Raw genomic sequence first — 21,278 nt, forward strand, 5'->3', positions numbered from 1 at the left:
GAACCTCGGCAAACTAGATAGCTTTCTTAACCTCCACCTTCTGAGGATTGCACTGTCAATGGCCAAGCCTTCCAACATCGCCGACGCCAACCTGGCCCTGCCCGACACCACCGAGGGGCGTGCGCCGCTGGATTCGGCCCTGGACGACCTGATCGGTTACGCCATACGGCGTGCGCAGCTCAAGCTGTTCCAGAACCTGATCGGTCGGCTTGCCGAGCACGACCTGCGCCCCGCTCAGTTCTCGGCCCTGGCGATCATCGAGCAGAATCCCGGCCTGATGCAGACCGACCTGGCTCGCGCGCTGGCGATTGAGCCGCCCCAGGTGGTGCCGTTGCTGAACAAGCTGGAAAGCCGCGCCCTCGCCGTGCGTGTGCGCTGCAAACCAGACAAGCGCTCCTATGGGATCTTCCTCAGCAAGACCGGCGAAACTCTGCTCAAGGCGCTCAAAGAGATCGCCGTCCAGAGTGACCTGGACTCCACCGCAGCCCTGGACGCTGAGGAACGTGCAGAGCTGCTGCGCTTGCTGAAGAAGGTGTATCAGGACTGACGGCTTACCAGAGCGCCACGGTGTAGAGCACCAGGAAACGGGTCTGGTTTTCATCGCGAAATGCCGCGCCAGCCGGGAAGTCATTGCGATAGATCGACTTGCGCGCCAGCAGCCCGACGTTCTTCAGCGGGCCGCTCTGGATCACGTAGCCCAGCTCCATCTGGAACTCGCGCTCCTTGCGATCCTCGGCGTTGAATGCCGCCAGCTCGATGTTATCGCCGCGCACGTAACGCAGCCGGCCCTTCAGGCCCGGTAAACCGGAAGCCGCGAAGTCATAGTCGTAGATCGCCTGCCAGGTGCGCTCCTTGGCGTTGAGAAAGTCCGAACTCATGGTCAGTTCGCTCATGCCCATCAGCTCCGTCCCGGAGATATAGGGCGTGGCCGTCTCCCCACTGGAATGCATGTAGCCCAGGCTGAATTTGTGACCGCCCAGGCGGTAGCCAAACAACGCTGAGAGGTTGCGGTTATCCACGTTCCCCGCCTTGGCACTGCCGTCCTCGCGACTGAAGAAACTGCGCAAGTCGCTGGTGAGCACGCCATCGCCCACGGGCAGATTGTGCAGCAACGCCAGGGTGTCCTGCTGGTAGAGGTCGGCTATCTGCGAGTGATAGGCGCGCAGGCTGAGGTCTTTGTTGACCTGGTAGTCACCGCCGACGTAAGCCAGGTGCGAGGTGGTGGCGGTGGCGTTGAAACGCCGGTTGGGCGAGGCGATGGTCATGGCCTGGTAGCTGGTGGAGTCGCGTTTGTTGATGCGGTCGATATAGCCGGTATTGAAGGTCAGGCCGTCGATATCCTTGGAGCTCAAGGTGGTGCCGCGAAAGGTTTGCGGCAGCAGGCGCGACGGGCTGGCAAAGGCGAACGGCAGGAAGATCGACACGTCACCGGTCTTCACGGTGGTTTGGGCAAACCGCATCTTGGCGGTCGGCGCCAGGCGCGAGTACTCATCGGCGGCACGCTTGTCGCTGGCCGACACCGGCAACAACTCGGTGCCGCTGCGGTCCGGCGAAGAATCGAGCTTGACCCCCATCAACCCGCGCACATCCAGGCCAAAGCCCAGCGGGCCCGGGGTGTACCCCGATTCCAGGTTGAGGATGAACGCCTGGGCCCATTCTCGCGCAGCGGTCTTTGCACCGTCGTCCTTGTAGTCGCGATCCAGATAGTAATTGCGCAGGGTCAAGGTGCCGTGGCTGTCGTCGATAAAGCCGGCCGCCCACAGCTGGGAGGGCAACACGCTCAAGGCCAGCAACGCCATGACCAGGCCTGGCTTGCGGTTCGACACACAGGAGACGGACGCCACTGCAACGGCGTCCTCCATCGGGAGTTTTGGCATGTTCGTTGTCCATTTTTTGTTGTTGTTTTTGGGGGTGGCACACGCTCGGCCCGTTCGGCTTCGCCAATAGAGAATGGAAACAGCCGACGGCACTCGTCAACAGCAACTGACCGATAATCGAACATTAATAAAGCTATCTATTTTTATGATGAACACTGACACGCATCACAACATCATGAATTCAAAGCACTTATTTACTGTTTTTAGCATTTTTAATACGCCATTCATTTTTTAGTTATCTTTGTTATCTTAATCAGCAGCAGCCACTTGCGCTCGCCACCACAACAAAAACAACAACAATGAGGTTTGCCCATGGACAGTCCATCGCGTCGTTCGACGCTGACTATCGCGTTGTGCTTTATCGTTGCGCTGATCGAAGGGTTCGATCTGCAAGCCGCCGGAACCGCCGCCGCGGGGTTGCGCCAGAGTTTTGCCCTGGACCCGAAGATGCTCGGTTGGGTGTTCAGCGTCGGGATCATTGGCCTGCTGCCGGGGGCGTTCTTCGGTGGCTGGGTCGCCGACCGAATCGGGCGCAAGAAAATCCTGGTGATCGCCGTGCTGCTGTTCGGGCTGTTCTCGCTTTGCACCGCGTTTGTCGAAAGCTACTCGAACCTGCTGTTGGTGCGCTTTCTGACCGGCCTCGGGCTGGGTGCCGCGCTGCCCAACCTGATCGCGCTGTGCGCCGAAGCGGTCAGCGAACGCAGCCGGGGCACCGCCATCAGTGTGATGTACTGCGGCGTGCCGTTGGGCGGCGCATTGGCGGCGGTGGTGGCGATGTTTTCCAGTGAACACTGGCAGACCACCTTTATCATCGGCGGCCTGGCGCCCTTGCTGGCCGTGCCGTTGATGATCCTGCTGCTGCCCGAGTCCAATGCCTTTCGCCAACAGCTCGACAATACCCTCAGTGCCCGCCCCTCCACTCGCCAGGCGCTGTTCGGCGAAGGGCGCGCAGGCACCACGCTGGCCTTGTGGCTCAGCTACTTCTTCACCCTGACTGTGATGTACATGCTGCTCAACTGGCTGCCGTCGTTGTTGCTCGAACAAGGCTTCAGCAAACCCCAGGCGGGCATGGTGCAGATGCTGTTCAACATCGGCGGCGCCCTTGGCTCGCTGCTCGGCGGTGTCCTGCTGGACCGCTGCAATGCCCTCAGAGTGGTGCTGTTCGTGTATGCCGGGCTGCTCGCGGCCCTGGCCGGGGTCGGGCTGTCGGTGGGCATCGTGCCCATGGCCATCGCCGGTTTCGCCGCGGGCTTGTTCGTCATGGCCGCGCAGTTGGTGCTCTATGCGTCGGCACCGCCCTCCTATCCAACGGCGGTACGCGCCACCGGTGTCGGTGCGGCCGTGGCCATCGGCCGGCTGGGCTCGGTGGCCGGACCGCTGGCGGCGGGACAACTGCTCGCCGCAGGTGCGGGCACCACAGGCGTCCTGCTGGCGACCTCCCCCGGGTTGGCGATCGCGGCGCTGGCTATCATCACCGTCATGGTGCGTAAGGCGCCACTGAACCTGTCCACCCCGGAAGCGGCCGGGCACACCAAAGCCTAGAACTTGTGCAGCCAATTGAGCACCAGTTTGTTGCCCTCGGTGCGGTTCTCAGCCTGCTGTTCAAAGTAGGCGTTCACCGATAGCACGTTCTCCTTGTTGAAGGCGTATAACAGGCCTGGGCCCATGGCCCAGACCTTCTCCCGGCGCCCGCTCACGGCGTGCCCGTCCACCTGGGTGTCGGTGATCTGCTTCAACCAGTAGCCGTTCACCCCCACGCTCAGTTGCTGGCTCAAGGCATATTGCACGGTCAGGTTGGCATGCAACGCCTGGCCGGCCTGGGTATCGGAAACATCCCCAAAGCCGGCCTGCGGCTCATCATTCTTGCCATTCCACAGGTACATGAAACGCCCGCTCGCCGACCACTTCGGGCTGAACCAGTACGTTGCCGCGTAATACGGGTTGAATGACCAGAAGTTGCTGCCGGGGTTGATCGAGCGCTTGCGGTCATAGGCCCCCACCGGCACCGAGATATCGGCTTCGACACGTTGGGTCAACAACGGGCTGCCATCGGCGCGGCTCAGGGTCGGCAGTTGCAGGAAGGGCCCCACAGTCACATCACCAAACCCGGCGCGAGAACTCAGCGCCGCATTGTTCAAACCGTCGTCGACATCTGCGTGGACCAGGGAGGTGTTGATCAGGGTGAGTCCCGGCATTGCACCATTGGCCAGGGGTTGCCCGAGGTAGATGATCTGCGTGGTGGGCGCCACCACGTCCAGGTCCTGCCTGGGCAACGCTAGCTTGTGACCGTTGGCGTCATTGAAGCGGCTGGCCCGGGAGTACGTCAGGTATTCCTCCAGGTACCAGCCGGGGCCGGCCGGGGCCGGTGAGCCGTCGTAGAAACTGGTGCTACCGAGGTTGAGCCCGGGCAGGTCGTAAGCGTGTGCAATCGATGACAGTGCGACAAAAGGCATGGCCGCAACCGTCCGCAAGATAGGCTTGAGCATCTTGGATGTCCTGTATTTTTGTTGTTGTTCAAGACCCCCGGCGCGGAAGCGCCGCGCCGGGGTTTAGCGCCGTTGCAAGCGCTACACGTAGGTCGCGGCCAAGCCACCGTCCACCGGCAGATTGACCCCGTTGACCCAGCGCGCGGCGTCCGAGCAGAGGAAGGCAATCACCGCCGCCACCTCATCGGCCAGGGCTGGCCGGGTCATGCGCTGGCTGTCTGCGGCCACCCGTTCCGGCCCGAGCATGCTGACGAAATCGCCGAGAATCGGGGTAAACACCGGCCCCGGCGCGACGCAGTTGATGCGTACCGAGTGATCGCGAAACCAGCCCTGGGATTGCTGGAAGCTCCACACGATCAGCGCTTCCTTGAAGTACTGATAACAGTTGTCCTGCTCCACCGGGTTGGCCGCCAGCCACTGCTGCCCGGTCTCGAAGCTTGGCGTCGCGGCCAGGGCCTTGTGCCGCTCCAGCCGTTGCGGCCATTGCGCGCCGAGGACCGAGGCGACATTGACGATGCTGCCGCCCGCCGGCATGCGTGGCAGCAGCGATTGGGTCAGGTGCCGCAGCCCCAGGTAATTGACCGTGGCCACCGCTTGCAAGGGCGCCGTACCGGGCACGCCGGCAATGTTGCACAGCCCATCGATGCGCGCCGGCAGGCGTGCCACCAGCGCATCGATGCTGGCAGGGTCGCCCAGGTCAGCCTGGAAAAAGCTATCCAGGGTCAGTTGCGGTGCATGGCGATCAACGCCGATCACCGTGGCCCCCTGGAAGCGCGCAAGCCGCGCCAGCTCGGCGCCAATGCCGGAAGCGACGCCAGTGACGATCAAGGTTTTGTTCTGCAGGTTCATGTTCAAGCCCTCTTGTTTTTGTATAGGCATGGGTGGATCAAACCGATGAGCCAGGGCTCAGAACGGATAGGCAGGCGGTGTATTTTTCAGCGTGACCCACTGCCACTGGCTGTACTCATCCCAGTCGGCCGGCCCGCCCACGCTGCCGCCATTACCGGAGGCTCCGCGCCCGCCGAACGGGTTGACGCATTCGTCGGCCACGGTCTGGTCGTTGATGTGCAACAGGCCGCAGTCAAGCCGCTCGCCGATGGCCATGGCGCGCCCGACCGACGGCGAAATGATGGCGGCCGACAGGCCGTACTCGGTGCGGTTGGCCAGTTCGATGGCCTCCTCGTCCGTGGCGAAGCTGACCACCGTGGCCACCGGGCCGAAGATTTCATCCTCAAACGCGCGCATACCCGGACGCACGCCACTGAGCACGGTGGGCTGGTAGAACAACCGGTCATATTCGCCGCCCGCCTCCAACCGCGCGCCCGCTTGCAGGCTGTCGCTGACGATTGCGTGTACGCGCTGCAATTGCCGTTGGTTGATCAATGGGCCGAGCGCGGCCTCACCGCGGGCGGCATTGCCCACCGTCAACGCCCGGGCCTTGTCCACCAACTTGCGCGTGAGGCGTTCGGCGATGGATTCATGGGCGAGAATCAAGCCGGTCGCCATGCAGATCTGCCCCTGGTGCATCCAGGCGCCCCAGGCGGCATTGCTCGCGGCCAGGTCGAGGTCGGCGTCTTCGAGAATGATCAGCGGGTTTTTGCCGCCCAGTTCCAGCGCGACTTTTTTCAGGTGTCGCCCCGCCACTTCGGCGACTTTGCGCCCCGCCGCCGTGGATCCGGTGAACGCAATCATCCGCACATTCGGATCGCGGCACAGCGCCTCCCCCTCCGGCGCAGCGCCGGGCAACACCTGCAGCAGGCCCTTGGGCAAGCCCGCCTCCTCGAACAGCCGGGCGATGAGAAAACCACCGCTGACCGGCGTCTGCGGGTCGGGCTTGAGCACCACCGCATTGCCCGCCGCCAGCGCCGGCGCCACCGAGCGCAGCGACAGGATCAGCGGAAAATTGAACGGCGAAATCACCCCGACCACGCCATGGGGCTGACGCCGCGCATAGGACAGGCGCCCGGCTTCACTGGGCAGCACCACCCCGTGCGGTTGGGACAACAGCCCCGCCGCCTGATGCAGCAGCACTATCGCTTCGCGCACTTCGTGTTCACCCTTGAACAACGCGCCGCCGGTTTCCCGCGCGACATACAGCGCCAGTTCCGCGAAGGACTGCTGAGCCAGGTCCGCCGCCTTGCGAAACACCTCGGCGCGCTCCCGTGGACCGAATGCAGCCCATGCCGGCTGCGCCAGGGCCGCGTTGCGGCAGGCGATGGCGATGTCGGCCGGGGTGGCCATGGCGCAGCGCATCAGGGGTTCGCCGGTGGCGGGTTCGATCACTGGGATCACGGACCCCGAGGCGGGTATCCAATCGCCGTTGAACAGGCATTCGGACGCAATGGCCCGCTGTAGAAAGTGAGTGGTTTCAGACACTGACATGGCAACTCCGAGTTCTTGTAATTGTCATCGCCTGCACAGGGTGCAAACGCCGCATCAAGCCTTGAGCAAAGGCTGTGCCGCTTGCGCGCAAAGCTGCTGACGTAACGCGTCGAGGGCTCTGGGTCGCAGCCCGCCGCGCTGCGCTCACCCCCCACCGAGCGGTTGCCTGCAAGAACCGGGGCCCTGCCACTTGTTCAATTGATAAGGTTATGTTTAATAACTATCTGAGCAGTTACTCATATCGTTCACTCGCTTTGCAGGGGCATAACAATGACTAATCCCCCCAGTGCGCTGCCCGACGACCGGGTGGCCAATGCGGCCTTCCATCCGCGCGGCGACAGCCGCCAACTCAGTGCCGGCAGCTCGCCCACGCCGGCGGAACTGACCGACTGCCTGTTTTTTTCTCCCGAAGACGGGCGTATCTGGCTCAACGATCAACGCATGTTGTTGCTGCACAGTTCGTCGTTCGGCGCCCTGCGCGGGGAGGTCATCGAACGCCTGGGCCTGGAGCAGGCGCGCGGCCTGTTCACCCGCACCGGTTATGCCTCCGGCGCGCGGGATGCGCGGTTGATACGCGAGCGCTGGCCACAGGCCGATGCCGCCGCGGTGTTTCGCGCCGGGACACACCTGCACACCCTGGAGGGCATGACCAAGGTCGAGCCGCTGCACTTCAAGTTCGATGCCGATTCGGGGTTCTATGAAGGTGAGTTCCTCTGGCACCACTCCTGCGAGGCCGATGAGCATGTGGGCGCCTACGGCATCGGCCAGGACCCGGTGTGCTGGACTGAAACCGGCTATGCCATCGGTTTCGTCAGTGGCCTGTTCGGGCAAATGGTGATTTTCCGCGAAGTGGAATGCCGTGGCATGGGCCACCGCAGCTGTCGGGTGATCGGCAAGACGGCCGAGCAATGGGGTGACGTCGAGCAAGACCTGCGCTACCTGAATGTGTCCCAAGCCGTCACCAGCACCACGCTCGCGCCCACGCCCGAGCACCCGGTGAGCCACAGCGCCAGGGCCAACCCGCCGCAAACGCTGGTGGGCGCCAGCGCGGCGTTCAACGCCGCGACACAAGCCCTGCAACGCGTCGCGCTGACCCCGGCAACGGTGTTGATCAGCGGTGAGTCCGGGGTGGGCAAGGAGATGTTTGCGCGCCAGTTGCACCAGCTCAGTCACCGCCATGACGGCCCGTTCGTGGCGCTCAATTGCGCCGCCATTCCGGATAACCTGATCGAGGCCGAACTCTTCGGCGTCGAACGCGGTGCCTATACCGGCGCGACGCACTCGCGCCCTGGACGTTTCGAACGGGCCCAGGGCGGCACGCTGTTCCTGGATGAAATCACCAGCCTCAGCCTGGGCGGGCAGAGCAAGTTGCTGCGGGCCCTGCAGGAGCGGGAAGTCGAACGGGTCGGCGGCGTGCGCGGTATCAAGGTGGATGTGCGCGTGGTCGCCGCCACCAATATCGACCTGCGTAAAGCCGTGGCTGACGGTACGTTTCGTGAAGACCTGTTCTACCGGCTGAATGTCTACCCCATCGCCCTGCCACCGCTACGCGAACGCAGGGACGACATCCCGCTGCTGATCAACGCATTCCTCACGCGCTTCTGCCAGGAATACGCGCGAACGCCGGCGGGCCTGACCATGCGCGCCCTGAAGGTTTTGCTGCGCTATGACTTCGCGGGCAATGTACGCGAGCTGCAAAACCTGATCGAACGCGGCCTGATCGCCAGTGACGAAGGCCAAGCGATTGACCTGGTGCACCTGTTTCGCAACGAGCCGATGCCCGCCGATCCCTATGGCCTGGACGACCACGGCAGCCTGTCAAACAGCGGGCCGCAGCTAACCACCACAGCGCCCCGCCCTGCACTGCTGGACACCCTTGGCCAGCTGGACCAGGGGTTTTCCATCGACGGCCTTGAATCGCGCCTGATCAATGAAGCGCTGCAACAAAACGCCGGCAACCTGGCCGCCGCCGCCAGGCTCGTGGGGCTCAGCCGCGCTCAATTTGCCTACCGATTGAAGAAGCATCAGCGGCAAACCCCTTGAATGGCAATTAGTGCTTTAAAAGCTTTACCCAATTAAGTATTTTGCAGGGATACCGGGGCGACAAACGCCCCTCTTTTTACTCGTGACAAGGATCTCCTGTGAGCGGACTGCGTGAACGTCAGAAAGCCGAACGCCGGCAAGCTATCAGCAAGGCCGCGATCGAACTGTTTGAGCGCCAGGGTTTCCAGAACACCACCATCGAACAGATCGCCAGCCAGGCCGGGGTATCGCCGCCGACGGTGTTCAAGTACTTCGGCAACAAGCAGGAAATCATCCTGGAAATCCTGCACCACGCCGATCAACGCGCGATCATCGACACCCGCAGCCGGATCCACGAAATAGACGACCCGGTCGAGGCGCTCTGCCACCTGGAACGCCTGCTTACCGGCTATGCGTTGGAAGTCATGCACCCCAGCCTGTGGCGTGAACTGCTGCCGCTGATTCTCTTCGGTGGCAACAATGAACTGCCGGCAGGCTATCGGGCCATGAACGATGCGCTCAGGGCCGAAATCAGCGAATTGCTGCGGGAATTGCAACGGGCCGGCAAGCTGCGCCCGCAGCTCGATGTGGAATTGGCCGCGTTCCTGTTGAACGACTATTCGCACCTGCAACTGTTCAGGCTGGTTAACCAGGAACACCCGGATATCGACGCGCACTCTACCCAGGTCAGGCGTATCACCGAGTTGCTGTTTTACGGCATGCAGGCCTGACCCATTGCGGGGTCAGGCCATACTGATCAGCGGTTGCTCTTGATGGCGGTCCAGGTGCGGGTACGGATACGCTCCACGGCGGCCGGGATCGGCTCCAGGGCGAACAGGGTCTTGCGCGCTTCCTCCGGCACATACATGTTGGGGTCGTTGCGGATGCTGGCGTCCACCAGCGCAGTGGCGTCCTTGTTCGGGTTGGGGTAGCCGATCTTGTTGCTGATGCGCGCAATAACGTCCGGGCGCAGGATGTAATTGATGAACGCATGGGCCTCTGCAGTATCGGGCGCATTGGCCGGGATCATCATCACGTCCGCCCACATCGGCGCGCCTTCCTTGGGCAGTGCCATCTCGACCTTGACGCCCTTGCCGGCGGCATCTGCCAGTCGCGTGGCCAATGCGACACCGCCGGACCAGCCCACACCCACACAGATATCACCGTTGGCCAGGTCCATGCCGTAGCGCGACGAGTTGAAGTAAGTGACGTAAGGGCGAATCTTCATCATCACGGCCTGGGCTTGCGCATAGTCCTCACGCTTCTGGCTATTGGGGTCGAGGCCCTTGTAGTGCAAGGCAATCGGCAGGATCTCGTTGCCGGCGTCGAGGAAACCCACGCCACAACTGGCGAGCTTGGCGAGGTTTTCTTCCTTGAAGATGATGTCCCAGCTGTTCATCTGCACGTCGGCGCCCAAGGCTTTACGCACCTTGTCGACGTTGTAGCCGATCAATGTGGTGCCCCATAGGTACGGCACGGCGTAGCGGTTGCCGGTGTCCCCCACCGCTTCCAGGGATTTCATGAACTCGGGGTCCAGGTGCTGCCAGTTCGGCAACTGCGCGCGGTCCAACGGTTGGACGGCACCGGCGGTGATCAGGTGCCCCAGGTTGGCGGTGCCCGGGAATACCACGTCATACCCGGAGTTTCCCGTCAGCAGCTTGGACTCCATGGTTTCGGCGCTGTCGAATACATCGTAGATCGGGCGGATTCCGGTCTCTTCCTGGAAGCTCTTGAGCACTTCCGGCGGCAGGTATTCGATCCAGTTGTAGATCCTTACGGTTCGTTCTTCGGCCAGGCAAAAACCGCTGATCAACAACGAAGCGACAGTGCCCAACACGGTATTACGCAAAAAACTGTTCATGATAAAAACACTCCAGCGCGGCCGCAAAGGCTCGCGGCACTTAATAGCGATAGGTGAAATACAGTTCCAACGCACTGAAGGTCTGGTCGTCACCGAACACCTGCTTGGCGGCGGCCAGTGGTTTGACCCAGTTATAGGACAGCGACGTATAGAACGACGGCGTGGGCGTCCAGTCGAGGAATATCACGCTCTCATCGGCAAAGCGCCGATCGCGGACCGCCGCGCCCATGTAGTTTTTCTCATCGAGCCAGAACTGGTAGTGAATGGCGCCGAGGGTCAGGGTCTCGTTGAGGTGGGTCTTGAGCGAGAACTGTTGGACATTTTCGTTGCTGTTGAACAGCAGGTAGTTGCCGACCACGTCGCCGACGAGCCACGTACTCCAGTCGACGAAGCCCTTGCTCAACGGGTCCCAGGCTTTCTGGCGGTTATCGCTGAGGTTGTCATCACCGGAAAAGCTCGCGTAGCGATAACCGATGACAGGCGTCAACGGCAACGTGCTGAAGGCATAGTCGGCCTGGCCGTACCAGGCGTTGGCATCGTAATCGACCCCCTCGCCGCTACCGCGCTCCAACGCGTACTCCGCATTCAGAGTCAGCGCCGGTACGCCGGGCACCTTGGCATTGAGCGCCCGCAGGTTGTACACCTGCATGCCGTCGCGACGACGAGGCAGCGTGCTGCCTTTGGGCCCCAGGGCGTTGACCCGCATGGCCATGGCACCCAGGGTCACTTGGTCGTCGAGGTTGTAATCGAGGTTGACGCCGGTCATGCGGAAATCACCCAGGTCATCGTCGGTGCGCAGGGTGAATGCCTGAGACTTCAAGGCGCCATGTTCCCAGGCCAGGATCGCCGAATCCTTGAAGGCGGTTCGAGGGCCCAGCCAGTAGGCGCCGTCCTTGAGCTGGTCCAGGTTGCCGTCCATGACGATGAACCCCGTACCGACCATGTAGTTCTGGCGGCCAGCCGTGAACTTCCACTCACCGGCGCGGAACCCGCCGTACAGTTCTTCAGCGGCAACCTTGCCGTCGGAACTGCGGGTAAAACCGCCCGCGTCGCCGTCGCCGAACGTGCTTGCCGCGACCAGGGAACCGCCGGCCAGCAAGCTGAAATCGGGTTGCAACGCATACTCGAGTTTGACCCCGGGTTTTACGTAGAACTCTTGCCAGTCGATCTTGGTGCCGCCATTTTTACCGTTGCGCGCATCGACCCGGCCGCTGCCGAAGTTGACGCCGCGGGTTGATAGCGTCGCGCCCCCCGCGGTGAGGTTGACTTCGCCCTTGAGATCGCCGTCCTCAAAGGTGTAGCCCGCCAACGCGACGTGGGTGGTCAAGGGTAAGCCGACCGCTATGAGCGCTCGAGAGAAACGCTTGATGAAAACCATAAGAAGCTCCTGTGTGATTATTGTTGTTACAGGGCAGTCAATGGCGACGCAAAGCGCCGCCAACACATGGCAAAGCCAGGTGAATAGAACGCAAGACTCTTATTTTTCGGGGTGTGTCAGTGACTCAGGTGAGCGCTGATAGCGCGCAGCATTCGCACGCTATCGGCATCGAACGGGCCGACCGCATCGGTCAGCGACGATTGCTTGACGATCACGACGCCGGAGGGCTTGTCGATGAACAGGTACTGGCCGTGGATGCCACCGGCCATCAGGGCCTGGCTGTGATCGTTGAACACGTACCACTGGCTTCGATAGGACGCACCCGGTGTCCAGCCGGAAAACTCGGCATTTTGCGCGTAGATCGCCGGATCCCCACCGGCGGCGATACGTGCCACGGTCTCGGGCGACAGCAGCTCAACCCCCTCGTGACAGCCATCGTTGGCCAGCAGACGGCCGAAGCGCGCCATGTCTCTTAACGTCGCACTGAAACCCGCCCCGGCGACGTTACGTCCCCAGGGATCAGCCATGAAATAGCCGTCGCGATCACAGCCCAGCCGGCTCCAGATTTCTGCCAACAACTGGCTGCAGGCCTTGCCCGAGGCGCGCTCCATGACCCAAGCCAAGGCTTCGGTGGTCGCGGTCACATAATGGAAAAAGCCACCGTGGCTGGCGCGCTTTTTGAGGGATGGCAGGTACTGGTACAACGACTCGAATTGAGCGTATTGCGCCGGTGCCGGTTGAAACCCGCAGGCGTAACCGTACTGCGAACTCTCCGAGTTGGGATCGTCGTACACCTCGCTGTAGTCGATGCCCACCGCCATATCGAACAACTGGCGCACCGTCGCATCGCCAAACGCGCTGCCCACCAGTTCGGGCACGTAGTACGCGACGGGTAACCCAGGCTCGAGCACGCCACTGGAAACCAGCTGTTCGCCAAGGGTGCCGATCAGCGATTTGGTCACCGAAAACATGATGTGCCGGTCGCAGGCCTGCTGACCGTTGAAGTAGCGCTCGAACAATACCGTGTCGCCCTGCATCACCAAAAAGGCGTCGGTCTGGCTGGCCTCGAGGTGGTCGATAACGCTGATGCTCAGCCCACACTCACTGTCGAAACACAGCTGGTCCAGCGCATTGGGAGCCTGCTTGAGCGTACCGACCGGCCCTGGGCCCGCCGGTACGTCGATGGTGGGGCGCAAGCGCGCCAGGTTGCGGAACCCCCACTGGCTGAAGGGCGGACGCATCCAGTTGTGCCACGTGACTCGGTGTTCCGGCTCGGCGGGAAAGCCATGCATCAGCAAAGGGGCCGCGCAAGTGGCCGACGACGATTCAGTGGCCTCGACGTAAAGCGTCGCAAGAAAAGACGGGTTTTTATGACTCATCGGGAGATGACCCTGGAGATGACTCTGCATGAGAGCAGATGCGCAGAAATCATTACCCGATATTTATCTTTAGTCAATAAAACTTTTTACTCGATAACACTCACTCCGCTATCGCTGCATCGAGCCGGTCGCCGGCGGTGCGCGGCACATTCGCCGTCATGAAAAGCACACTCCACACCGACCTCAAAAATCAACCGTGGCCGACAACTGCAAGGTGCGCGGAGATCCCGGGGAAAAGGCGCCGTAGGAGGCGACGCCCGACCAGTACTCACGGTCGAATACGTTCTGCACGGTGGCGCGGAACGTCGTAGGTCGCCCTTCTATTTTCGTGGCATAACGCGCGCCCGCATCGATGCGAGTCCAGGCGTCCAGTTCCTGGGTGTTGGCCTGGTTGACGTATTGGCTGTCGGTGTAGATCGCGCCGCCGGTCAAGGTAAAGCCTTCCAGCCATGGGGTATCCCATTCGGCCCAGAGGTTGGCCTGGATGTCGGGTACGCCGACCGGTTTGTTGCCCCGGTTGGCTGCGGTGGCGGACTTCGTCAACTCGCCGTCGAGGAACGTCACGCCCCCCATCAAGCGCGTGCCCGGCGCGACTTCCCCGTACAGGCTCACCTCCACGCCACGGTTGCGTTGCTCCGATTGCACGGAATACACATTGTTGGCACCCAGCTCGCCGCTGGGTTTTTCGATCTGGAACAACGCCACGGTCGTGATGAACGTGTGGTGTTCATACTTCACGCCGAGCTCGTGCTGTTTGGACACATAAGGGGCGAATGTCTGGCCGCCGTTGTTCGCGGTGCCTGGGGCGGTATCGCCCTTGCTCAAGCCCTCGACATAGTTGTAATACAAAGACACGTCATCCCAGGGCTTGACCACGACGCCCAGCAACGGCGTCGTGACAGTGTCTTTGTTGCGGGAGCTGACAGCCCCGGCGGCATTGTAGTTACGCGACTCGATCGCTTGCCGGCGCAGGCCGAGGGTCAGTTGGAGGCGGTCGTCCAGCATGCCCAGGGTGTCCGTCAGTGCGACGCCGGACAGTTCCGTTTCCGAAATGCGCAGCACTTTGGGGGCGTCGAGGTATTGCTTGGGCGTATCCACCGGGTGATAGATGTTGGAGCGGATCTCCTTACCATTGGTGATGCCTCGGGACAGTTCGTCCCGGTAACGGGTCGCCATCAGCGTGGTCATGTGCGTCACCGGCCCGGTGGCGAACAGCCCGCGAAGGCCCACATCGGCGGTCGAACGGTCGACGTTGAACTTGTAATAACCCGGGATATTGCTGGTATCGCCGGCGTCGTTGAGGATCCTGGGCACCTGGTCGGACAGGCGCTTCACATCCGACTTGCCCCCGCCGGCATGGGCGAACACGGTCAGCGCATCGCTCAAGTCATACTCGCCGCCGAGCAGTGCCGACTGTTCCTTGGTGTCCGACCAACCCCATTTTTGCGGCAGGCTGGTGCGGCCATTGGCGGCAGATGGCACGTCGACGCCCGTTGCGACGGTGAAGGGGCGCGAGGCGCCGTCAAAGTTTTCTTTCTGGCTGATGTAGTCAAGGTTCAGGCGCAACCGCTCGCCGCGATAATCCAAGGCAATGGCCCCGATATCCACCTCGCGCTTCTGATTATCGACGGCGGTGTCGCCGCCCTGGAGGCTGCCGTTGAAGCGCAGGCCAAACTGGTTTTCTTCACCAAAGCGCCGGCTGATGTCCAAGTGGCCGCCCACTTGGGAGTCCGATGCGTAACTGCCGGTAAAGCGCGTCAGGTCTTCATCCAGCGCCCGCTTCGGCACGATGTTGATGACGCCGCCAACGCCACTGTTCGGCGAGACACCGTACATCAGCGCACCGGGCCCCTTGAGCACCTCGATGCGTTCGGCATAGTCGGTGAACGTCCGGTAGTTCGGCGCCACACCGTACACGCCGTCATAGGCCAACTCGCCAAGGTTGCCTTCGCCGATGGCAAACCCACGGATGAAAAACGAATCGACGATACCGCCCGTCTGCCCCGTGGACCGCACCGAAGGATCGCGCTCCAGGGCGTCGGCCGCCGTCACTGTCTGCAGGTCGGCCAGGGTTTTGGCGGTGTAGCTGGTCACACTGAACGGGGCGTCCATCACATCCTTGTTGCCCACCATCCCCAGGCGCGCGCCACGGGCGACCTGCCCGCCGGCCAGTACCGGCGGCAATGCCGTGGGGCCAGCCTCGCGGGCGTCGATGGTGGTGGTGTCGAGGATCAGGCTCTGCGCGCTGTCAGGCGTTGACGCGTCGCCCGCTGCGGGCTGTGGCGTAGCCGCCGAGGCATTGGCGCTGCATGCGACCAAGACGACATTCAGCATGGCGCTCCGAATCGCGAGGGTTAACACACGTTCACCATAGGGACGACAGATAACGGGCATGACGAGAGGATCCTTTCAACGTAGGAAAATGGGAATCACTCCTAATGCCAGCCGACTTGCGAAAAAGTATCATCCCTCCCTGTTTTTTTACCGGGTTCATCCGCCGAGGCCGTCTCATGTCCCATGCAGGTGTCATTCAGGGTTCAAGTGTCAGGACCCTTGTTTATCTTTTGTTCGCGATCCAACTGGTCTCCATGGGCGCGATGGAAATGAGCGGGCCGTTCTGGCCCGTACACCTGCGCGGGCTGGCCTCTTCGGAGGCGCTTTTCAGTTTCGCCAGCATCGCTGTGTACGTGGGACCGATGCTGGGCATCATGCTGACCAGTGCGTTCTGGGGCCGTATCGGCGATCGATACGGGCACAAGTTGATGATGATCCGCGCGCTCGCCGGGTTGTCCTTGACCCAGCTCGGCCTGGCGTTCTTCAGCGACATCTGGGCGATCCTGGCCCTGCGTTTCCTGCAGGGTGCCTTCGCGGGCTACATTGCCCCGGCGCAGGCCTACGGCGTGAGTATCGAAAGCCCGTCGCGCCGGGCCCGGCTGTTCGCGATTCTGCAGATCTCGACCAACGTCGGCTCGTTGCTGGGCGCCGTGCTCGGCGGCCTGATTCTCGATTACGCGACGTTTTTCTGGATCAATATCGTGGCCTCGGTGTTATGCGCCGCCTGCACGGTGATCGCCGCCATGACACTGCCGGACGTCCCCCCTGTGGAAAAAACCACGCCGGTAAACACCTGCGCCCCCGCCCAGGCCAGCGCTGCCGGCTGGCGTGGCTCGCCCCTGCTGTCGCTGTTGGGCATCATGGGGATTCTGCTGTTGGCGCGAATGCTGCCCCAGACTTCGTTCTCGCTTTACGTCAGCTCCACATTCGATGTCAGCCACTCAGTGGTCGGCCTGTGCTACGGGCTATTGGCCCTGGGCTTCATTCTTTCGGCGACGGCATGGTCGCGCTACTTCGAGCAGCGCTCTCTACGCCAGACGCTGCAGCGCATCACTTACGTGGTGATCGGTTGCATCGCGCTGACCGCCGTGGCGGGCATTACCCGCAACCCCGTGGTGTTTATCCTGGCCTACTTCGTCTGGGGAGTACTGCTGGGTGCCACGACGCCAGTGCTGATGGCCCTGATCTCGACCACCGCCGACAGTGCCCGACAGGGCTATGTACTGGGTATCGCGCAAAGCACCGCGCAGTTTGCCTCGATTGCCGGTATCTGCATCGGCGGCTTGCTCAGCCAAGCGTATGGACTGCCCTACACGTATCTGTTCGTTTGCCTGGCGTATGCGCTGGCGCTGGTGCTGATCGTCGCTCTGCGTTATTGGCCCGCGGGCAAGCAACCCCACCAAGTCGCGGGTCGGGATTGAACCAGGTGCCTGGCGATGAAGGACACGCCAGCACAGGGGATCGCACCGATCGCGGGGCACTGATCCCCCCTTGCTTTTCAAGCATCTTGTCAACTAGCATTGGGAATACTTCTCAATTAGATGCACGCCCGCGCCATGAGCCAAACCCACTCCGCGAACCACCCGAGTCACCTGCGCGCGATTGAGGCCCTGTACAGCGGGCATCACAGCTGGCTGTACGCGACGCTGAAAAGAAAACTGGGCAACGCCATGGATGCGGCGGATCTGGCGCAGGACACCTTCACTCGCATCCTGGCTTCACAGGTCACGGTAATCGAGCAGCCTCGCGCCTACTTGAGCTGCGTGGCCAAGGGCATCCTGATCAACTGGTACCAACGCAAGGCGCTGGAGCGTGCCTACCTGGAGGCACTCGCCAACGCGCCCGCACAGGATGTGCCGTCGCCTGAATCGCACTTCATGGTGCTGGAAACCCTGCACGAAATCGACGCCATGCTCGATGCCCTGCCGCCGCTGGTGAAGCGGGCGTTCCTGCTGTCGCAGATCAACGGGCTGAAATACGACGACATCGCCAAGCAACTGGACGTCTCGCTGATCACCGTCAAACGCTACATGAAGCAAGCGTTCCTGCACTGCATGATGATGGTCGAATAGATGCGCTCGCTGCGCAGAGAGCCACCGCTGAATCCCGACGTGCTTGAAGAAGCCGCCGAATGGCTGATGCGTTTGAGCGACAACGGGTTGAGCGACAGCGAGCGTGCCGAGTGGGAGCGCTGGAAGGTCAGCAGCCCCGAGCGCGATCGCGCGTGGTCGCGGGCGCAATTGCTGCAAAGCAAGCTGGGCGGCTTGCCGTCTTCCCTGGCGATGTCGGCGCTGGATCGGCCAAGCAATCCGGAGCGGCGTGCGGCCCTGGGTAAATTGGCCCTGCTGCTGGCGGTGATACCGGCGGGTTGGGGCAGTTGGAAGCTGGTGGAGTCAGGCCGATGGTCGTCCGACTACCGCACGGCCGTGGGCCAACGGCGCGAATTGACCCTGGCCGATGGCTCACGCATCACGTTGAATACCGACACCGCCATGGATGTGCTGTTTGATGGCCAACAGCGGCTGATCCATCTGCGCGAAGGCGAAATACTGGTGCAGACCGCACCAGATACCGCTTCCATCCCCCGCCCCTTCCTCGTCATCACCCGACAGGGCCGCATGCAGGCCCTGGGCACGCGCTTTACCGTGCGTGAACTGGGCCCGCGTACCCAGCTCGCCGTACTGGAAGGCGCAGTGAAAGTGGAACTCGCCGAAAACCGCCAAACCGCGCCGCTGATCGTCAACGCCGGGCAGCGCACCGACTTTTCCTCACAGACCTTTGGAGCGCTGACTGCCGCCGGTCGCTACGTCGGTGCCTGGGCCCAGGGCATGCTGATGGCGGACAAGATGCGCCTGGCGGATTTCGTTGCCGAGCTGGCGCGTTATCGTCGTGGTTTTGTGCGCTGTGATCCGGCCATTGCCGACCTGCGCGTCTCCGGTGCCTTCCCGATCAGCGATACCCAACGCACCTTGAACATGCTGGTGCAAACCTACCCGGTGCTCGCCACCGGCCATTTGAACGGGTATTGGGTCACGCTGTCGCCCGCCTGACGCCGCGAAGGCAAACCTCGCAAAAAAATAAAGCGTTGCCTGGCTGATACTTTTTTTGATCTCAACTGGCAATGAAGGAACAGCCACTTCCTCTCGCCACAGGGCCCCCCATTGATGCCGGTCATTCGCAGCGCGTTGCTCAGCCTGACCCTGATCGGTGCGGCCTGCCCTTTGGCCCGGGCGGACGCGCCGGTGCAGCTGGATTCAGTGACCGTGCGCGCGTACAACCTTGCCCCCGGACCGCTCGGCGCAACCTTGTCGAGCTTTGCCGTGGAGGCCGGCATTGCCTTGTCCTTCGAGCCGTCGATCACTGAAGGGTTGATCAGCCCAAGGCTTTCTGGAAATTACTCGACCCAGGCAGCAGTCGCGCATTTGCTGGCCGGCAGTGGCCTGGACATGCTGCTGCGCAACGACGGCAGCTACACCTTGGCACTCCGCAGGGTCACCCTGGCGCAGACCACGATCAGTGGCCACGACCAGCCGGCCGAGACCTTGCCCCCGGTGTATCCGGGGGGCCAGGTGGCCGCGGGAGGACGCCTGGGCATGCTGGGTAATACCGATGTAATGGACGCGCCCTTCAGCGTCAGCACTTACACCTCATCGCTGATCAAGGACCAACAGGCAACGACCGTGGGCGACGTGCTGGAGCGCGATTCGTCGGTCCGCGCCACCGGGCAGACCGGCGGGATTGTCGATTCTTTTTTTATCCGTGGGTTTCCGGTCGGCGAAGGCAACCTCGGTGAGCTGGCCTTCGACGGTGTCTATGGCGTGGCCTCCAACTATCGGGTGTTCACCGAATACGCCGAACGCATCGAGGTCGTCAAAGGCCCGAGCGCACTGCTCTACGGCATGTCGCCCAACAGTGCCGTCGGCGGGGTGATCAATGTGGTGCCCAAGCGCTCCCTGGATGAAGACTTGACGCGGTTCACCGCCAGTTACGCCCAGGATGCGCAACTGGGGAATCATATCGACATCAGCCGGCGCTTTGGCGAGGAACGCCGATGGGGGGTGCGGGTCAACGCCAGTGTCCAGCAAGGCAACACCGTGATCGACGACCAATCGCGCGCCGTCGGGCTCGGCGCCGTGTCCCTGGACTACCGGTCCGATCGCCTGCGAGGCAGCCTGGACCTGATCTCCCAGCAAGAAAAGTTCGACGCGGCATCTCGACCGTTCCTGATCGACACGGGCGTGGAGATACCTTCCGCCGCCAATGGGCGGACCAATGTGAGCCAAGACTGGGGCTGGTCCGAAACCCGTGATAAATCCGCGTTGCTCAGCGGTGAATACGACCTCACCGACGCCTTGACCGTCTTCGCCCATGCCGGTGGCGGCAGGTCGGCTGTCGCGCGCATGTCCGACCAGACCCCAACCCTCCTCAACGCCGCCGGCGACACCGCCTCGACACCCGGCTATTACAAGTTCAACGTGCAGCGCTACACCGTCGATGCGGGCACGCGCCTACGCTTCGACACCGGGCCGGTCGGCCACGTCACGGCCCTGCAAGTCTCGCGTTATCGCGACCAGTTGTCCCGTGGCATCACATCCGGCGCGGTCATCCTGTCGAACATCTACCACCCGATCGATCAGCCCAAGCCTTCGATTGCCGAGCCGGATACGCCAAAGGTCTCCGCGACGCAATTATCCGGCATCGCCATCGCCGACACCCTGTCGGTGCTCGAGCAACGCCTGCAGGTCACCTTCGGCCTGCGCAGACAGCATATTGAGTCGAGCAACTACAACGCCTCCGGTACGCTGAGCACGGCGTATGACGGAGGCAAGACCACGCCGCTGTTCGGGGTGGTGGTCAAACCCTGGGACCATGTGTCGCTCTACTACAACTACCTTGAGGGCCTGAGCAAGGGCGACGTCGCCCCGGCCAACGCCGCCAATGCAGGCCAGATCTTCGCCCCTTACGTTTCCCGGCAGCAGGAGATCGGGGTCAAGCTCGACTACGGCACGTTCATGGCGACCCTGGCGCTGTTCCAGATCAAGAAGCCCAGCGGCGAGTTGTCGGGCGGGACGTTTTCGGTGCAAGGCGAACAGCGCAATCGGGGCATCGAGCTGAACCTGTTTGGCGAGGTCGCCCCAGGCGCGCGCCTGCTCGGGGGAGTGACGCTGCTGGATGCACAGTTGACCAAAACCGGCATTGCCGCCAACCGGGGCAACACTCCGGTCGGCGTGCCGGATGTACAAGCCAACCTCTGGGCCGAATGGGACATCCCCTGGGTCGAGGGGCTGACGTTCACCAGTGGCGCGATCTATACCGCCCGCCAGTACGTCAACCAGGCCAACAGCCAACAACTGGATCCCTGGACCCGCATCGACCTCGGCGCACGTTACACCACGCGTATCGCACAGCGGCCGACAACGTTCCGCGCCACGGTGCAAAACCTGTTCGATCGCGAGTACTGGTCGGGTGTCGCCTCTTATGGAGCGTTTTCCCAGGGCTCGCCACGCACGCTTTTACTCTCGGCCACGGTCGACTTCTGACACCTGCAAAGGCTTTAAC

General features: G+C 62.4%; 16 protein-coding genes. 8 read left to right on the forward strand and 8 right to left on the reverse strand.

Translation table 11 applies throughout. The features are described 5' to 3' along the window. Window positions 1-58 precede the first annotated feature (58 nt). Complete coding sequence (locus ACVWZP_RS09375; protein ID WP_046383963.1) at window positions 59-547, forward strand: MarR family winged helix-turn-helix transcriptional regulator; 489 nt, start codon at window positions 59-61, stop codon at window positions 545-547. Window positions 548-551: 4 nt separating this feature from the next. Here the strand turns inward: ACVWZP_RS09375 and ACVWZP_RS09380 are convergent, their stop codons facing one another. Beyond that, window positions 552-1,877: an OprD family porin gene (locus tag ACVWZP_RS09380; RefSeq protein ID WP_057005581.1), complete on the reverse strand. Its 1,326-nt coding sequence runs from the start codon at window positions 1,875-1,877 to the stop codon at window positions 552-554. Window positions 1,878-2,189: 312 nt separating this feature from the next. On the opposite strand from ACVWZP_RS09380, the gene mhpT reads away from it, so the two are divergent. After that, complete coding sequence (gene mhpT, locus ACVWZP_RS09385; RefSeq protein ID WP_457369694.1) at window positions 2,190-3,419, forward strand: 3-(3-hydroxy-phenyl)propionate transporter MhpT; 1,230 nt, start codon at window positions 2,190-2,192, stop codon at window positions 3,417-3,419. Here the strand turns inward: mhpT and ACVWZP_RS09390 are convergent. The 3 genes from ACVWZP_RS09390 to ACVWZP_RS09400 form a co-directional block, all read right to left on the reverse strand. Beyond that, window positions 3,416-4,363 carry a SphA family protein gene (locus ACVWZP_RS09390; RefSeq protein ID WP_017847937.1) on the reverse strand — a complete coding sequence of 316 codons (948 nt, stop codon included), beginning with the start codon at window positions 4,361-4,363 and terminating at the stop codon, window positions 3,416-3,418. The two genes, mhpT and ACVWZP_RS09390, sit on opposite strands and share 4 nt — an antisense overlap. 81 nt (window positions 4,364-4,444) lie before the next feature. Further along, window positions 4,445-5,212, reverse strand: coding sequence for a coniferyl-alcohol dehydrogenase (locus tag ACVWZP_RS09395; RefSeq protein WP_457369695.1), 768 nt, complete (start codon window positions 5,210-5,212; stop codon window positions 4,445-4,447). Between the two features lie 57 nt (window positions 5,213-5,269). Beyond that, the gene (locus ACVWZP_RS09400) at window positions 5,270-6,745 is read right to left on the reverse strand and encodes a benzaldehyde dehydrogenase (RefSeq protein ID WP_232566486.1); all 1,476 of its coding nucleotides are present in this window, start codon (window positions 6,743-6,745) and stop codon (window positions 5,270-5,272) included. A gap of 270 nt (window positions 6,746-7,015) precedes the next feature. Between ACVWZP_RS09400 and ACVWZP_RS09405 the strand changes: the two genes are divergently transcribed. Both ACVWZP_RS09405 and ACVWZP_RS09410 read left to right on the forward strand, forming a co-directional pair. Beyond that, entirely contained in the window at window positions 7,016-8,788 is a 1,773-nt protein-coding gene (locus ACVWZP_RS09405) for a sigma-54-dependent Fis family transcriptional regulator (RefSeq protein ID WP_232566485.1), read from the forward strand. Between the two features lie 98 nt (window positions 8,789-8,886). After that, window positions 8,887-9,498, forward strand: coding sequence for a TetR/AcrR family transcriptional regulator (locus ACVWZP_RS09410; RefSeq protein WP_017847941.1), 612 nt, complete (start codon window positions 8,887-8,889; stop codon window positions 9,496-9,498). A 26-nt stretch (window positions 9,499-9,524) separates the two neighbouring features. Here the strand turns inward: ACVWZP_RS09410 and ACVWZP_RS09415 are convergent, their stop codons facing one another. From ACVWZP_RS09415 to ACVWZP_RS09430, 4 genes are all read right to left on the reverse strand, one after another. Next, window positions 9,525-10,628 carry a polyamine ABC transporter substrate-binding protein gene (locus tag ACVWZP_RS09415; RefSeq protein ID WP_046383970.1) on the reverse strand — a complete coding sequence of 368 codons (1,104 nt, stop codon included), beginning with the start codon at window positions 10,626-10,628 and terminating at the stop codon, window positions 9,525-9,527. 40 nt (window positions 10,629-10,668) lie between these two features. Beyond that, on the reverse strand, window positions 10,669-12,006 hold the full coding sequence (locus tag ACVWZP_RS09420) for an alginate export family protein (protein WP_046383971.1): 1,338 nt from the start codon (window positions 12,004-12,006) through the stop codon (window positions 10,669-10,671). Window positions 12,007-12,122: 116 nt separating this feature from the next. Beyond that, window positions 12,123-13,385 carry a serine hydrolase domain-containing protein gene (locus ACVWZP_RS09425; protein ID WP_026140145.1) on the reverse strand — a complete coding sequence of 421 codons (1,263 nt, stop codon included), beginning with the start codon at window positions 13,383-13,385 and terminating at the stop codon, window positions 12,123-12,125. A gap of 183 nt (window positions 13,386-13,568) precedes the next feature. Beyond that, window positions 13,569-15,779: a TonB-dependent receptor gene (locus ACVWZP_RS09430; RefSeq protein ID WP_457369696.1), complete on the reverse strand. Its 2,211-nt coding sequence runs from the start codon at window positions 15,777-15,779 to the stop codon at window positions 13,569-13,571. Between the two features lie 116 nt (window positions 15,780-15,895). Between ACVWZP_RS09430 and ACVWZP_RS09435 the strand changes: the two genes are divergently transcribed. The 4 genes from ACVWZP_RS09435 (at window position 15,896) to ACVWZP_RS09450 (ending at window position 21,259) form a co-directional block, all read left to right on the forward strand. After that, window positions 15,896-17,140 (forward strand): MFS transporter, encoded by a 1,245-nt coding sequence (locus ACVWZP_RS09435; protein ID WP_457369697.1) that lies wholly within the window; start codon window positions 15,896-15,898, stop codon window positions 17,138-17,140. Between the two features lie 135 nt (window positions 17,141-17,275). Next, on the forward strand, window positions 17,276-17,791 hold the full coding sequence (locus ACVWZP_RS09440; protein WP_026140148.1) for a sigma-70 family RNA polymerase sigma factor: 516 nt from the start codon (window positions 17,276-17,278) through the stop codon (window positions 17,789-17,791). Beyond that, the gene (locus ACVWZP_RS09445) at window positions 17,792-18,769 is read left to right on the forward strand and encodes a FecR domain-containing protein (RefSeq protein ID WP_457369698.1); all 978 of its coding nucleotides are present in this window, start codon (window positions 17,792-17,794) and stop codon (window positions 18,767-18,769) included. It begins immediately after the preceding gene. A 114-nt stretch (window positions 18,770-18,883) separates the two neighbouring features. Then, window positions 18,884-21,259 (forward strand): TonB-dependent siderophore receptor, encoded by a 2,376-nt coding sequence (locus tag ACVWZP_RS09450; protein WP_457369699.1) that lies wholly within the window; start codon window positions 18,884-18,886, stop codon window positions 21,257-21,259. Window positions 21,260-21,278: the final 19 nt, after the last annotated feature.

The organism is Pseudomonas sp. TE36184 (assembly GCF_054060055.1).